Origin of the sequence: Sphingomonas rustica (assembly GCF_039652585.1) — a bacterium.
GTDB classification, from domain to species: domain Bacteria; phylum Pseudomonadota; class Alphaproteobacteria; order Sphingomonadales; family Sphingomonadaceae; genus Sphingomonas; species Sphingomonas rustica.
In genome coordinates, this window is the sequence record NZ_JBDIZK010000002.1 from 401,826 (window position 1) to 414,707 (window position 12,882).

Sequence of the window (12,882 nt, forward strand, 5' to 3'; positions counted from 1 at the left end):
GCGACCGGCCCAAAACAATCAATTGAGCTTGTGAATGTGCGGGCGGCTTTCAGGCCCGCCGCCCACACGCGTCGGCACACGGGATATTATCGCGTGCCGGCGATCGTGATCGGTCGGGCCTCGGCTTGGGCCAGCAGCCGGGCGCGCCTCGGCTCGACCTGGCTCAGCGCAGTCGCGACACAGGCGCGAATGCGGTGGGCGGTGGCGGCGTCGGTATAGCCGGGATTCGGGCACGCAAGCGCTGCTGCCCGCCTGGTCCGGCGGTCGAGTTCTGCCCGGCCGCGCTGGGTGGACAGGTCGAGATCGTGATGGGCTACCGAAACCGTGCGGGTGTCGGAGGATTGCGGCGCGGAGGCGGCGGCGATCAGGATGAGTGAGGCGAGGGTCAGCATTTCGGGTCTCCAGTTTCCAGTGACTGCCTTTCGGCGACCCGCCTCATCTGCGCCCGCATCGCCGCCGAAGCCAACAAATCGATGGACTGGAGCTGCAAGTCAGGCTTATGATTTATTCGATGCGACGCCTGCCACCCCTTGCCGCCGTCAGGGTTTTCGAGGCGGCCGCGCGCCACGGCAATTTCACCCGTGCGGCTGAAGAACTGGGAATGACCCAGGCGGCGGTCAGCTATCAGATGAAGCTGCTCGAGGAGCGACTGGGAGCGCCCCTGTTCGCGCGCAGCGGTCGGGGGATCGCGCTGACCGAACATGGCAGGCGGATCGCGCCGCAGGTCAGCGCGGCCTTCGATGCCATGGGCGAGGCGTTCGGGTCAGTCCGCGCCGAAAGCGAAGCGGTGCTGACGGTAAGCGCGCCGCAGACCCTGGCGACCAACTGGCTGGCCGGGCGGCTCGGCGGTTTCCAGATATCACGGCCCGGGCTGGCGGTTCGGCTGAACGTCGGCGATGCGATCGTCGATCTGGCCGCCGGTGACGCCGATGTCGCGATCCGCGGCGCGCCCGGGCCCTGGCCGGGACTGGTGTCCCATTTCCTGATGCGCATGCCGGTGACGCCGCTTGCCAGTCCGTTGCTGCTGGAGAAGCATCCGCCGGTGCGCACGCCGCAGGATCTGTTCCGGCTGCCGCTGCTGTCGCCCGAGGACGATTGGTGGCGGCTCTGGTTCGATTCCGCGGCGGCGGGTGAGGTCGAGGGCACGGCGCATCCCGGCATAAGGTTCGAGTCGCAGATTCTGGACGGGAACGCGGCGATCGCCGGACACGGGGTCGCGATCCTGAGCCCGCCAATGTGGCAATCGGCGATCGCCACGGGCCAACTGGTCCAGCCGCTTCCGCATTTCGTGAGCTATCGCAACGGTTTCTGGCTGGTCCACACCGAGGCGAAGCGCAACCTGCCCAAGGTGCGGGCCTTTCGCGACTGGATCCTGGAGGAAGTACGGACGACGCTGGGCGACGACCCGTTCGGCGCGTTGGTGCCCGTCCGTAACGAGGACTGAGCCGGGCGGGGGCACGCGTTCACGAAAAATCGCTGCCGCAGCCTCGCCACCTGCGTGAACGATTGCTAGAGACGAGAACAGAATGGCACTCGACACCGATCTTCCCGAAACCGACGGCTCGTCCGATGTCCCCTTCGACAGCGCGCTTTCCGAACGCTATCTCGTCTACGCCATGTCCACGATCACGGCGCGTTCGCTGCCGGACGTGCGCGACGGGTTGAAGCCGGTCCATCGGCGCCTGTTATGGGCGATGCGATTGCTGAAGCTGGATCCGAGCCAGGGGTACAAGAAGTGCGCCCGCGTCGTCGGCGACGTGATCGGCAAATATCATCCCCATGGCGATGCGTCGGTCTATGATGCGATGGTCCGCCTCGCCCAGACCTTCTCGCTGCGATATCCGCTGGTCGACGGGCAGGGCAATTTCGGCAATATCGATGGCGATAACGCCGCGGCCTATCGCTACACCGAAGCCCGGCTGACCCAGGTCGCGATCGACCTGATGGAAGGGCTGGACGAGAATTCGGTCGACTTCCGCGCCACCTATAATGGCGAGGACGAGGAGCCCGAGCTGTTTCCGGGACCGTTCCCGAACCTGCTGGCCAATGGTGCCCAGGGCATTGCGGTGGGAATGGCGACGAGCATTCCGCCGCACAATGCGGCGGAATTGCTGCAAGCCGCGACCGCGCTGATCGACAATCCACAGGCGAACGTCCTCGACTATGTGAAGGGCCCGGACTTCCCGACCGGGGGCCTCGTGGTCGACAGCCCTGCCGCCATCGCCGAGAGCTATGCGACGGGACGCGGCAGTTTCCGCGTCCGCGCCCGGATCGACAAGGTGACCGAGAAGGGTGGCGGCTGGCACCTGGTGGTGTCCGAAATTCCGTACGGCGTCGCGAAGGGCAAATTGATCGAGGGGATCGCGGATCTCATCAACGAGAAGAAGCTGCCGATCCTGGGCGATGTCCGCGATGAATCCGCCGAGGATATCCGGATCGTGCTGGAACCGCGCAGCCGGACGGTCGACGCCGAGACGCTGATCGAGAGCCTGTACCGGCTGTCCGACCTCGAATCGCGGGTGCCGCTGAACCTGAACGTGCTGGACAAGGCGCGCACCCCGCGCGTCATGAGCCTGCGCGATGCGATCGCGGCGTGGGTCGAGCATCAGTTCGTGGTGTTGCGGCGCCGGGCCGAGCATCGGCTGAACAAGATCGCCGACCGGCTGGAACTGGTCGGCGGCTATATCATCGCCTTTCTCAATCTCGACCGGGTGATCGAGATCATCCGGACCGAGGACGAGCCGAAGCCGGTGATGATCGCCGAGTTCGAGCTGACCGACCGCCAGGCCGAGGCGATCCTCAACATGCGGCTGCGCAGCCTGCGCCGGCTGGAGGAAATGGAGCTTCGGCGCGAGCGCGACGGGTTGCTGAAGGAGCAGGGCGACCTGCAGCAACTGCTGGCGTCGGACGCGCGGCAGCGCACCCGGCTGAAGCGCGATTTCGGCAAGATGCACGACCGCTATGGTCCGGAAACGCTGCTGGGCAAGCGTCGCACATCGGTGATCGAGGCGGCGCCGGCCCGCGACATTCCGCTGGAAGCGATGATCGAGCGCGAGCCGATTACGGTCATCCTGTCCGCACGTGGCTGGATCCGCGCGATGAAGGGACATGTCGAGCAGTTGAGCGGCGAGGCGCTGAAGTTCAAGGAAGGCGACGGGCCGTTCCTAGCGTTTCACGCGCAGACGACCGACAAGCTGCTGCTCGCGGCGGACAATGGCCGTTTCTACACGCTTGGCGCCGACAAGCTGCCGGGCGGCCGCGGGTTCGGCGAACCGCTGCGGCTGATGATCGATCTCGACGGCGACCGGCAGGTGCTGGCACTGATCCCCGCCAATGCCGCGACCCGGCTGCTGGTCGCGGCCAGCGACGGCCGCGGCTTCATCGTCAAGACCGAGGATGTTCTGGCCGAGACGCGCAAGGGCAAGCAGGTGGTCACGCCGCGTACCGGTGCGCAGTTGAGGATCGTCCGCCCGATCCCGCACGATGACGACAGCGTCGCGGTGATCGGCGACAACCGCAAGATGCTGGTCTATCCGCTGTCCGAGGTGGCCGAACTCGCGCGCGGGCAGGGGGTGCAACTCCAGCGCTACCGCGACGGCGGGCTGTCGGACGTGCGGACCTTCCGCATGGCGGATGGCCTGAGCTGGGCGATGGGCGGCGAGACCGGGCGCACCCGCACCGAGAGCGACCTGACGCCGTGGCGGGCCGCGCGGGGTGCCGCCGGCCGGATGCCCCCGACCGGTTTCCCGCGCGACAATAAATTCTGATCGGCCCGGAACGGCTGTTTTTCTTTGCCGGCGACTTCGCAAGACTTCAGCGCGCCTTAACGAATCGACCTTAGCCATCCTCGCGATGGTGCCGCTGGAGCTCAGCCACGCGTTGATATCGACCCCGCCGCACGAGCCGGCGCCGGGTCCGGCTGTCGCGTGTGACGTAGCGGCCAGCGCGGCGGTGCTCGACCTGATGCCGATCGCTGCCGCAATCGTCATCCAGCGGAGCGGCGAGCTGGAGTTCGCGGCGGTAAATCGGCTGTTCCGCAAGGCGGGCTTTGGCAGCGTGGCCGCCGACTCCTCGATGGCGCGGTTGCTGGGCCCGCAGCTGCGCCGGTTTTTCGCGTCCGATCAGACCCATGTCGAGATCGAATGGCAGTTCGGCGACGAGGTCGATTGCCGCTATTTCCGGGTCAGCTTTGCCAGGCGCTCGACCGTGCCGGGGGTGGATCGTGCGCTGGTCAGCCTGATCGACCAGACTGCGGAGTTCCGTACCGAGCAGAGCCTGCGCCGCGAAATGATGACCGACAGCCTGACCGGATTGTGCAATCGATCCGGGTTCAGCGACGCGATCGAGGGGGCAATCCAGCCCGGCGCTGCAGCGAAATATGCGGTGCTCGCGATCAACCTCGAGCGGTTCAGCCGGGTCAACGCCTGTATGGGCGGGCTTGCGGGTGACGAGCTGCTGATCTCGGTCGCGCGCCGGCTGAAGGGCGCGCTTCGCGGGCGCGATGTGCTCGCCCGATTGAATGGCGACGAGTTTGCGGTGCTGATGACCGCCCAGGGCGGCGCCGCCGACGCGTTCCAGGTCGCCAAACGGATCCGCTGTGCGCTTGCCAGCCCGTTTCGCCTGTCCGACTTCGAAATCAGGGTCGACTGCGCGATCGGCATCGCGTTCGGATCGGACGATGACGGCGATGGCGAGGATCTGGTGCGCAATGCCCAGTTCGCCCTCAAGCGATCGAAACAGTCCGGCCGGACCGAAACCTACCATGCCCGCGCATTCGACGTTGCCCGCAAACAATTCGGCATGGAGACCGGATTGCGGCGCGCGATCGAAAGCGAGGCGCTGACGCTCCATTTCCAGCCGATCTGCGATCTCGCGACCGGACGAATCGTCTCGTTCGAAGCGCTGGCGCGGTGGACCGACGAGCAAGGCGTCTGCCTGTCGCCGGACGCGTTCATCCCGGTCGCCGAGGAATCGGGACTGATCGTACCCCTGGGGCGCTGGGCGATGGATGAGGCGGTGCGGACGCTGGCGGCGTGGAACGACGCTGCCGGCAAGCCGTGCGACGTGCGGATCGCGGTGAACCTTTCCGCGATCCAGCTGCAGCGCGACCAGATCCCGTCGATGGTGCGGGCTGCGCTCGATCGCCATGGGGTGTCGTCGAACCAGTTGACGCTGGAACTGACCGAAAGCGCGATCGGGACCGATCCCGATCATGTCGCGCGGATCATGACCGCGCTGAAGGACATGGGTGCGACACTGGCGATGGACGATTTCGGCACCGGCTATTCGAACCTCGCGCACCTTCAGAGGCTGCCGATCGACCTGCTCAAGATCGACCGGAGCTTCGTGTCGGGCATGCTGGCCGACCGCGATAAGCTCGCGATCGTCCGCGCGATCCTGAGCCTTGCCTCGGCACTCGGCATGACGACCATCGCCGAAGGGGTCGAGGCGCTGGATCTGGCGCAGCGGCTGGCGGCACTGGGATGTACCCAGGGGCAGGGCTTCCTGTTCGGCCGCCCGCTCGACCGCGACCGGGCCTATCGGCTGATGGCCGAACGCAACGCCTGATCCGCAAGCTGTTCGACCCGCGCGGCATCGGGGAACGCCTCGGCGATCCACAGATCCTCGACCTGCCGCATCAACCGAGCGACCTCCGGGCCGGCCTTGATCCCGCGCGCGACGATGGCACCGCCGGAGAGCGGAAAGCGCGGCGGTTCCCAGTCGCGGATCGACGCCGCTTCGTCGATCGGTCGATCCGAAAGCAGCAGCTGATCCACCGCGCTTTCCACACCGATGCGATAGGCGAGGGGCCTGGCCGGATGGGCGGGCGGGGCAACCGCCATCGTCAGACGTCGCTTCTGGGCGTTCGACAGCTTGAGCCTCGCGCCGATCTGCTCTGCCGTTGCCGGGTCGGCGGGGATCAGCGCGGCGAGCCTGCGGATGGCGTGCGGGGGGATGCCGCCCTGCCGCTCCCGTTCTGCCAGCCGGGCGAGCCGCTCGGCACCGGCCTGGTCGATCTCGGGAAGTACGGCATCGAAGATCCCGCGCGCGACCATCAGCGCAACGACCCGGACCGCGTCCGTTGCGACGAGCAGCTTCAGCAGCTCGTCGGCGATACGCTCGCGACTGAGCGCCATCAGGTCGCGGGCGCGGTGGGTGCAGGCGTCGAGCCCCGCTGCGTCCGGCGTGTCGCCGAAGCGCGCCAGGAAACGGAAGAAGCGCAGGATGCGCAGATGATCCTCGGCGATGCGCTGTAACGGATCGCCGATGAAGCGCACGTGTCGGGCGTCCAGATCGGCGAGTCCGCCGAAATAATCATGAATCTCGCCGGTTGCCGGATCGGCGTACAGCGCATTGATCGTGAAATCGCGGCGCGCCGCATCTTCGCGCCAGTCATCGGTGAAGGCAACGGTCGCGCGCCTGCCGTCGGTCGACACGTCGCGGCGCAGGGTGGTGACCTCGACCGGCCCACTCTCGAGCACCGCGGTTACCGTCCCGTGATCGATGCCGGTGGGAACGACGCGGATGCCGGCGGCCTTCAGCCGGCGAATGACCTCCGCAGGCGGATGCGGGGTGGCGATGTCGATATCGGCTGCGGGAATTCCGAGCAGCGCGTCGCGCACGGCGCCGCCGACGAAGCGTGCCTCGCCGAGGGTGGCGGCGAGCCTGTCCAGGCCGGCGCGCACTCGCCATTCGGTCTCGGGAAGGATCATGCCGCCCACCTCAGCCGGCGCGAGAGGTTGACGATCATTGCCGCCGTCGCGCCCCAGATCCGATGTCCGCGCCAGTCCATCTCGTAATAGCGTCGTTCCTGGCCGGCATAGACGGCGCGGCCCTCCTTGTGGTTGGTTTCGTCCAGCAGGAAGCTGAGCGGCACCTCGAACAGCTCCGCAACCTCGGCCTCGGACGGAATCAACGGAAGGTCGGGTTCGATCACACCCACCACGGGCGTGACGCTGTATCCGGTAATGGTGCGGTACAGGTCGGCGGTGCCGATCACCTCGACGCGCGATGGCGGCAGCGCGATCTCCTCCTGCGCCTCGCGCAGTGCGGCAGCCACCGGGCCGCCATCGTCGGGGTCGATCCGTCCGCCCGGAAAGGCGACCTGGCCTGCATGACGGCGCAGCGTCTCTGTCCGGCGGGTCAGGATCACGCCGGGATCGGCCCGGTCGGTGACGGCAATCAGGACTGCGGCGGCACTGGTCACCGCGTCCGGATCGAAATCATGATGATCGCCGGTAAGAAGGACAGGCTCATGCCGAGCCTCGAGCGCATCGCGCAGCCGCGCCGCGAGCGTCATGCGTCGGCCTCCGGATCCTGCGTGTCGAAGGGGAAAAAGGCGCCGTTGCTCCACAGGCCGGGCGGCTCGCTGCCGTTCGACAGCGCGATCTGCGCCAGTTCGTAATAGACCGCACGGTTCACCAGCGCCTCCAGCCCGCCGCGAACGTGCAGATAGGGGCGCGTGCCGTCGAAGCGCAGCGGATGGTCGGAACCTGCCGTCACCAGCTCGTCGGTGTTGAGCCGGAACGCCAGCCGCATCTCGGTATCGCTGCCCTCGATCTTCAGTTCGACCGCCTGGAACGGGGCGTCCTCCACCTCGATGTCCAGCTTCTCGACCGGGGTTACGAGAACGAACGACCCGTCCGGCTCGCGGCGAAGGATCGTCGAGAAGAGTTTGACCATCGCGGTGCGCCCGATCGGCGATCCCTGATGATACCAGGTGCCATCGCGCGCGATTCGCATGTCGCTGTGTCCGCAATGAGCGGGATTCCATTTATCGACCGGCGGCAGTTTCTGCTCGGCGACGAGCCTGGCAATCTCCGCCAGCGAGAGATTGGCGAAATCCGGGGGAGGGGGCGTCGGCATGCGCTGTCGTTAGGCGAGCCGGAACGACAGCGCAAACCGGGTCAGGCCGGCTGAAGCACCCGAGGGCCGAGTGCGCCGGCACAGTCGGGCACATCATCGCCCAGCGCCAGGAGTCGGCGCGGCTCGAACGGACCGGGCAGGCGCCAGCGCGCGGTTCGATCGGCCATGAAGCCGAAGAACCGGCCATAATATTCGGGGTCGCCGATCAGCATGAGCGCATGCGCGCCGTCGAGGCTGCTCTCGGAAGCGGCCTCCAGCGCACGCGCCATCAGCGCGCGTCCGATGCCGTCGCGTTGCGACGAGGGTTCGACCGCGACCGGCCCGACCATCACCAGAGGAACGGTGTCGCCCTGATCGCAGCGGAGCAGCACGGGCCAGCACTGGATGGTGCCGAGAAGCCGGCCATCCGTGACCACCGCAGCGAAGCTGAGCGCGTCGATCGCTTCCGTGCCAGCCCGGACGCGATAGGCGGTTCGCGCGCGTCGGTCTGCCCCGAAAGCCTTGTCGAGCAGCGCGTCGACAGCCTGAGGCGAAACCTGGGCAAGCGGAACCAGTGCGATCACTTCGAATAATCCTCCGTCATTCTCCGGCAATGGAGCCGGGGCGGCGCGCTTTATACCCGCACGCGCCTGACGCAAGGTTGAATCGTCTTTCAGTCATGCCGGCTTCTGCTATGGGCGCGGACCAGCCTTTCCGAGGACAGCAGCGTGAACGACCTTCTCCAGCTCGAGGTGCATGACCTCGAAGTCCAGGTGCTGACGGGAATCTATTCAGAAGAAACGCATCTGCCGCAGCCTCTTCGGATCTCGATGACCGTCGACCTGGCACTGCCCGAGCGTTTCCTGCCCGACACGCCGCTCAGTGCGTCCAAAAGCTATATCGACCTGAAACATGCCGCGACGACGGCGTTGCCGCAGGGCGTCCACTTCACGCTGATCGAAGGGGTTGCCGAGCATATCTGCGAAACCTTGTTCGTCTCGGACGAGCGGGTGAAGCGCGTGCAGGTGAAGATCGTGAAGCTCGCCATTTCCGAAAATGGCGAATCGATCGGCATCACCCTGGTGCGTCATCGCCGCTGAGGCGGCGAAAGAGGCTCATCGCGCGCCCCGTTGTCGTTGCGTTTCCGGCATCGCCCGCCCCGCGGAGTGGGCGATGCCCAACGTCGATCAGTTGCAGGGGCCCAGGCTCTTGCGCACGAACTGATAGTCTTCCCGGGCGATCTGTGCGCTGGTGGGATCGCCCGCCTCCAGCGCGGTCGGCGGCAGTTCCGACGGCAGGCCGCAGGCGAGGCGGTACCACAACAGAGTGTCGCGTGGCGGCGCGCCTGCCGATTCGTCGATGAAATCGCCGGTGGAGACCGACCAGCGCGGCTGCTGATTCGGACGCCGCAGGACCTGAAGCGAGATCTGCTGGCCGCTGCCGGTCAGCAGGAAGATCTGCGTCTCACCTTCGCCGGGAAGCGACCCGGGGACGTGGAACGCGTTTCCGACCCCGGTGACTGCTTCCGGCGCATCGGCCGCCAGCACTTCGCGAACGATCCCTCGAACGCGCGAATCGAGTTCGGGCGTCCAGGGAATCTGGGCATCCGGGCCTGTCAGCTGGACCTGGTCCGGCGCGTTCGGCACGGAACGGGCAAAGGCGACGACCCGCATTTTCTTGAGTTTGGGCGCGCGGCCCCGCGCATCGAGCGGAACATCGACAAGATAGGCGACACGGGTCGCCATCGCTCCCGTACCGCGGATCAATGCGGTCACATCGATTTCAACATAGAAGCGTGCCCGCCCAGGCGCGAGACCGGTCGCCTCCGCGTCCTTGACCCGCGTGGCACTGCGGATCACACCGTCGATCACCAGCGGAGAACCAAGAACTTGGCGGGCGATGCTGGCATAGCCGGGGCCGGCAGGGAGAGGAGCGGCCTGGCTGGTGGGAGCTGCCGTCTGGGCAATTGCGGGGAGCGGCGCCGTCAATGCTGCGGCGCAACAAAAGAACAGGGTCTTCATGTGCGTCATGCCTGTCCCGTTACCGGAATGTGCCCATCTTAAACAGAAATAATTCCGAAGCGTGCGCCCTCTAGTGGGGAAATGTCCGACAAAGCGTTTGCGTAGCCCTGTGTCGGACGATACAGACTCGGGCTCTGCCGAGGACTTGTCGCGCGGCGGGTGATTCCGTGCGCTGGTGACAAGCGCTTCGTGGGTCGCATAACGGGATAGAGGAGTGACGGTGCCGAATGGCTTACGCTGACCGTAATGTAGCAGGAAGCCGGGTGGTAGCGATCGTAGTGGTCGCTGTGCTCGTGGCTGTCCTGGGCTATGTCTTCGTCACTGGACTGGCCATGAAATATATCAAGGAGAAGACCGAGGAACTGGACGTCTTCGACGTGCAGGACCCGCCGCCTCCGCCTGAGGAAGTGCCGCCGCCTCCGCCGCCGCCTGACTCTCCGGTGCCGCCGCCGCCTACCCAGGTCGTGACGCCCCCGGCAGTTGTGCAGGTTCCGGTTCCGGCGCCGCCCATCCAGTCGACCAACGTGCCGCAGCCGCCACCCCCGACGTCGCCTCCCGCGCCGCCGGCTCCGCCTGCGCCGCCGCAGCCGCCTGCGCCTCCCGCGCCGCCGCGTGTTGCCAAGAAACTCACGCCGCGCGGTCAGCCGCAGAGCTGGGTGACCAACGACGACTATCCGGCGGCTGCGCTTCGTTCCGAGAGCGAAGGTACCACCGGCGTTCGTCTGGACGTCGACGCGTCTGGCAAGGTCTCGAATTGCACGGTGACGTCCTCCAGCGGTTCGTCGCTGCTCGACAACACTGCCTGTTCGCTGCTCCGCCGCCGCGCCCGGTTCAACCCGGCCGAGGATGCGAGCGGAAATAAGATCCCTGCGAGCTGGCCCGGCCGGTTCACGTGGAAGATGCCGACGAACTGATTTTCGATTTGGGTGACCGGCGCGCCGGAGACATTCGCGCGCCGGATTGAACGACAAGCAATTCTTAGAGGAAAGAATCAAACATGTTCACGACCATTCTCGCTGCCGGGGCCGGTGCTGGCGCTCCTCCCGCCGATTTCGACGTGCTGCACGCCCTGAACGAAGGTGGCGTCATTTCGTGGGCCACCGCCATCATCCTGGTGAGCATGCTGTTCTTCTCGCTCTACATCCTGTTCACCAAGGTGTTCGAGCAGCAGAAGATCCTGAACCAGGGCAAGCGCGTCCGCGCCAGCTTCTGGTCGTCGGGCAACCTGCGCGAAGGCGCCGCCAAGCTCGCCAAGGATTCGGCCTATCGCCAGATCGTCGACGACGCGCTGCTCGCTCAGGACCAGTACAAGGAACTGACCGATCCCGTCGAGGCGCATGACTGGCTGCATGGCTCGCTGACCCGTTCGGAAGCGTCGATCAACTCGCAGCTTTCGGGCGGCCTGGCGTTCCTGGCGACCGTCGGCACGACCGCACCGTTCATCGGTCTGTTCGGTACCGTCGTCGGCATCTTCCGCGCGCTGATCAAGATCGGCGCGGAAGGTCAGGCGTCGATCGGCACCGTCGCAGGCCCGGTCGGTGAGGCGCTCATCATGACCGCACTCGGCCTGGTCGTCGCGGTTCCGGCCGTGCTCGCCTACAACTGGCTGCAGCGCCGCAACAAGGCGATCGCCGAGCAGCTCAGCGGCTTCTCGAACGACGTTCTCGGCTACCTGGCTTCGGACGGCCGCGTTCGTCCGGTGACCTCGTCGTCGGCAGCTGCCGCGGCTCGCAAGCCCGTCGCCCCGGTGGCGAAGGCTCCGCAGGCCTCGACCACGGCGTAACTCGACCAGGGCCGGGCCGCGCGGACAGGCTTGCCTCTGCCGCGCGGCTCCGGTCCGGCGATTTGCCCGGGGACAGGATGCGTAAGATAGGAATGCGCCAATGGCGATGAACATAGGCGGAGACGCCGAAGAAAAACCGATGTCGGATATCAACACGACGCCTCTGGTGGACGTCATGCTGGTGCTCCTGATCATCTTCCTGATCGCGATCCCGGTGGTGGTTCAGTCGGTTGAGCTGGCGCTGCCCAAGGTGGTGTTCGAACCGACCGAAACGAAGCCGGAGAACGTCCTGCTGGCGGTTCGCGCCGACTCGGCCGGGACCTGTCAGGTGTATTGGGGCTTGTCCCCGGTCAGCAGCACCGAACTGCTCGATCGCGCAGCTACGAAGCTTCAGGCCGAGATCGACAAAGTGGGCACGATTACCCGTGCGGATCAGCTTCCCGAAGTGCACATCCGCGGTGACGTGAACACGCCGTACAAGTGCATTGGCGGTACGATCTTCACGATGCAGCGTGCAGGGTTCGTCAAGGTCGGCTTCATTTCCGAACCGCCGCCCAACGCGGCCCTCTAAGCCACCGTTTAAGGAGTTAGTCACATGGCAATGAGCGGTGGCCGCGATGACGGCGAGCCGATGAACGAGATGAACACGACGCCGCTGATCGACGTCATGCTCGTGCTCCTCATCATGTTCATCATTACGATTCCGATCCAGACCCACGCGGTGAAAATCGATCTTCCGCAGACGCCGAAGAATCCGACGACCACGGTTGAGCCGACGAAGAACAAGATCTTCATCGACGCCAATGGCAACGTGTTCTGGAACAGCCAGCAGGTGGACGACATCACCCTGCAACAATATCTGGAAGCGACGAAGAGCATCGACCCGGAGCCTGAGCTGCACTTCCAGCCGGCGCCCGATGCGAAGTATGACAAGGTCGATCACGTGCTTGCGATCGTCAAGCGTGCGAACGTCACCAAGCTTGGCTTCGTCGGGAACGACCAGTATCAGGGCGTCTTCTAAGACAACCTAATATGAGATCCGCGCTCAGGCGCTGATTTGACAGAGGCGGCCTTCGGGCCGCCTCTTTTGTTTTGTGCGCACACTCGAGAACTTTGGGGCGGCGATGGCATGTCTCGCCCTCTTTCTGCTCGGCCAGGATGACCGCCGCGTTCGCTGCCGTCGCGCGCTGCGCGACACATGCCCGACCAGATACCGTGCTGCGCTGCTGTGCC

At 65.9% G+C, this 12,882-nt stretch carries 14 protein-coding genes; 8 read left to right on the plus strand and 6 right to left on the minus strand.

The window, feature by feature from the left end:
• Window positions 1-86: 86 nt before the first annotated feature.
• Window positions 87-392: a UrcA family protein gene (locus tag TPR58_RS04815; protein WP_346245479.1), complete on the minus strand. Its 306-nt coding sequence runs from the start codon at window positions 390-392 to the stop codon at window positions 87-89.
• Between the two features lie 119 nt (window positions 393-511).
• On the opposite strand from TPR58_RS04815, the gene TPR58_RS04820 reads away from it, so the two are divergent.
• The 3 genes from TPR58_RS04820 (at window position 512) to TPR58_RS04830 (ending at window position 5,568) form a co-directional block, all read left to right on the plus strand.
• The gene (locus TPR58_RS04820; protein ID WP_346245480.1) at window positions 512-1,444 is read left to right on the plus strand and encodes a LysR substrate-binding domain-containing protein; all 933 of its coding nucleotides are present in this window, start codon (window positions 512-514) and stop codon (window positions 1,442-1,444) included.
• Window positions 1,445-1,526: 82 nt separating this feature from the next.
• Window positions 1,527-3,767 (plus strand): DNA topoisomerase IV subunit A, encoded by a 2,241-nt coding sequence (gene parC, locus TPR58_RS04825; RefSeq protein WP_346245481.1) that lies wholly within the window; start codon window positions 1,527-1,529, stop codon window positions 3,765-3,767.
• An 85-nt stretch (window positions 3,768-3,852) separates the two neighbouring features.
• On the plus strand, window positions 3,853-5,568 hold the full coding sequence (locus tag TPR58_RS04830) for a putative bifunctional diguanylate cyclase/phosphodiesterase (RefSeq protein ID WP_346245482.1): 1,716 nt from the start codon (window positions 3,853-3,855) through the stop codon (window positions 5,566-5,568).
• On the opposite strand, the gene TPR58_RS04835 is transcribed toward TPR58_RS04830, so the two are convergent.
• The 4 genes from TPR58_RS04835 to TPR58_RS04850 are packed head-to-tail and all read right to left on the minus strand — an operon-like array spanning window position 5,538 to window position 8,429.
• Window positions 5,538-6,713, minus strand: a complete 1,176-nt coding sequence (locus tag TPR58_RS04835) for a CCA tRNA nucleotidyltransferase (protein WP_346245483.1) — start codon at window positions 6,711-6,713, stop codon at window positions 5,538-5,540. The genes TPR58_RS04830 and TPR58_RS04835 overlap by 31 nt on opposite strands.
• Window positions 6,710-7,300, minus strand: a complete 591-nt coding sequence (locus TPR58_RS04840; protein ID WP_346245484.1) for a CoA pyrophosphatase — start codon at window positions 7,298-7,300, stop codon at window positions 6,710-6,712. Before TPR58_RS04840 ends, TPR58_RS04835 begins: the two co-directional genes overlap by 4 nt.
• Window positions 7,297-7,866 (minus strand): DUF1285 domain-containing protein, encoded by a 570-nt coding sequence (locus tag TPR58_RS04845; RefSeq protein WP_346245485.1) that lies wholly within the window; start codon window positions 7,864-7,866, stop codon window positions 7,297-7,299. The genes TPR58_RS04840 and TPR58_RS04845 overlap by 4 nt, the downstream gene beginning before the upstream one ends.
• Window positions 7,867-7,907: 41 nt before the next feature.
• On the minus strand, window positions 7,908-8,429 hold the full coding sequence (locus TPR58_RS04850) for a GNAT family N-acetyltransferase (protein WP_346245486.1): 522 nt from the start codon (window positions 8,427-8,429) through the stop codon (window positions 7,908-7,910).
• 144 nt (window positions 8,430-8,573) lie between these two features.
• Here TPR58_RS04850 and TPR58_RS04855 point away from each other — a divergent pair, with 144 nt between their 5' ends.
• Window positions 8,574-8,945 carry a dihydroneopterin aldolase gene (locus TPR58_RS04855; protein ID WP_346245487.1) on the plus strand — a complete coding sequence of 124 codons (372 nt, stop codon included), beginning with the start codon at window positions 8,574-8,576 and terminating at the stop codon, window positions 8,943-8,945.
• Between the two features lie 87 nt (window positions 8,946-9,032).
• On the opposite strand, the gene TPR58_RS04860 is transcribed toward TPR58_RS04855, so the two are convergent.
• On the minus strand, window positions 9,033-9,866 hold the full coding sequence (locus TPR58_RS04860) for a hypothetical protein (RefSeq protein ID WP_346245488.1): 834 nt from the start codon (window positions 9,864-9,866) through the stop codon (window positions 9,033-9,035).
• Between the two features lie 227 nt (window positions 9,867-10,093).
• On the opposite strand from TPR58_RS04860, the gene TPR58_RS04865 reads away from it, so the two are divergent.
• The 4 genes from TPR58_RS04865 to TPR58_RS04880 all read left to right on the plus strand — a co-directional run bounded on the left by TPR58_RS04865 (window position 10,094) and on the right by TPR58_RS04880 (window position 12,670).
• Window positions 10,094-10,780 carry an energy transducer TonB gene (locus TPR58_RS04865; protein WP_346245489.1) on the plus strand — a complete coding sequence of 229 codons (687 nt, stop codon included), beginning with the start codon at window positions 10,094-10,096 and terminating at the stop codon, window positions 10,778-10,780.
• Window positions 10,781-10,863: 83 nt separating this feature from the next.
• Window positions 10,864-11,649, plus strand: coding sequence for a MotA/TolQ/ExbB proton channel family protein (locus TPR58_RS04870; protein ID WP_346245490.1), 786 nt, complete (start codon window positions 10,864-10,866; stop codon window positions 11,647-11,649).
• Between the two features lie 100 nt (window positions 11,650-11,749).
• Window positions 11,750-12,220: an ExbD/TolR family protein gene (locus TPR58_RS04875; RefSeq protein ID WP_346245491.1), complete on the plus strand. Its 471-nt coding sequence runs from the start codon at window positions 11,750-11,752 to the stop codon at window positions 12,218-12,220.
• A gap of 24 nt (window positions 12,221-12,244) precedes the next feature.
• Window positions 12,245-12,670 carry an ExbD/TolR family protein gene (locus TPR58_RS04880; protein ID WP_346245492.1) on the plus strand — a complete coding sequence of 142 codons (426 nt, stop codon included), beginning with the start codon at window positions 12,245-12,247 and terminating at the stop codon, window positions 12,668-12,670.
• Window positions 12,671-12,882: the final 212 nt, after the last annotated feature.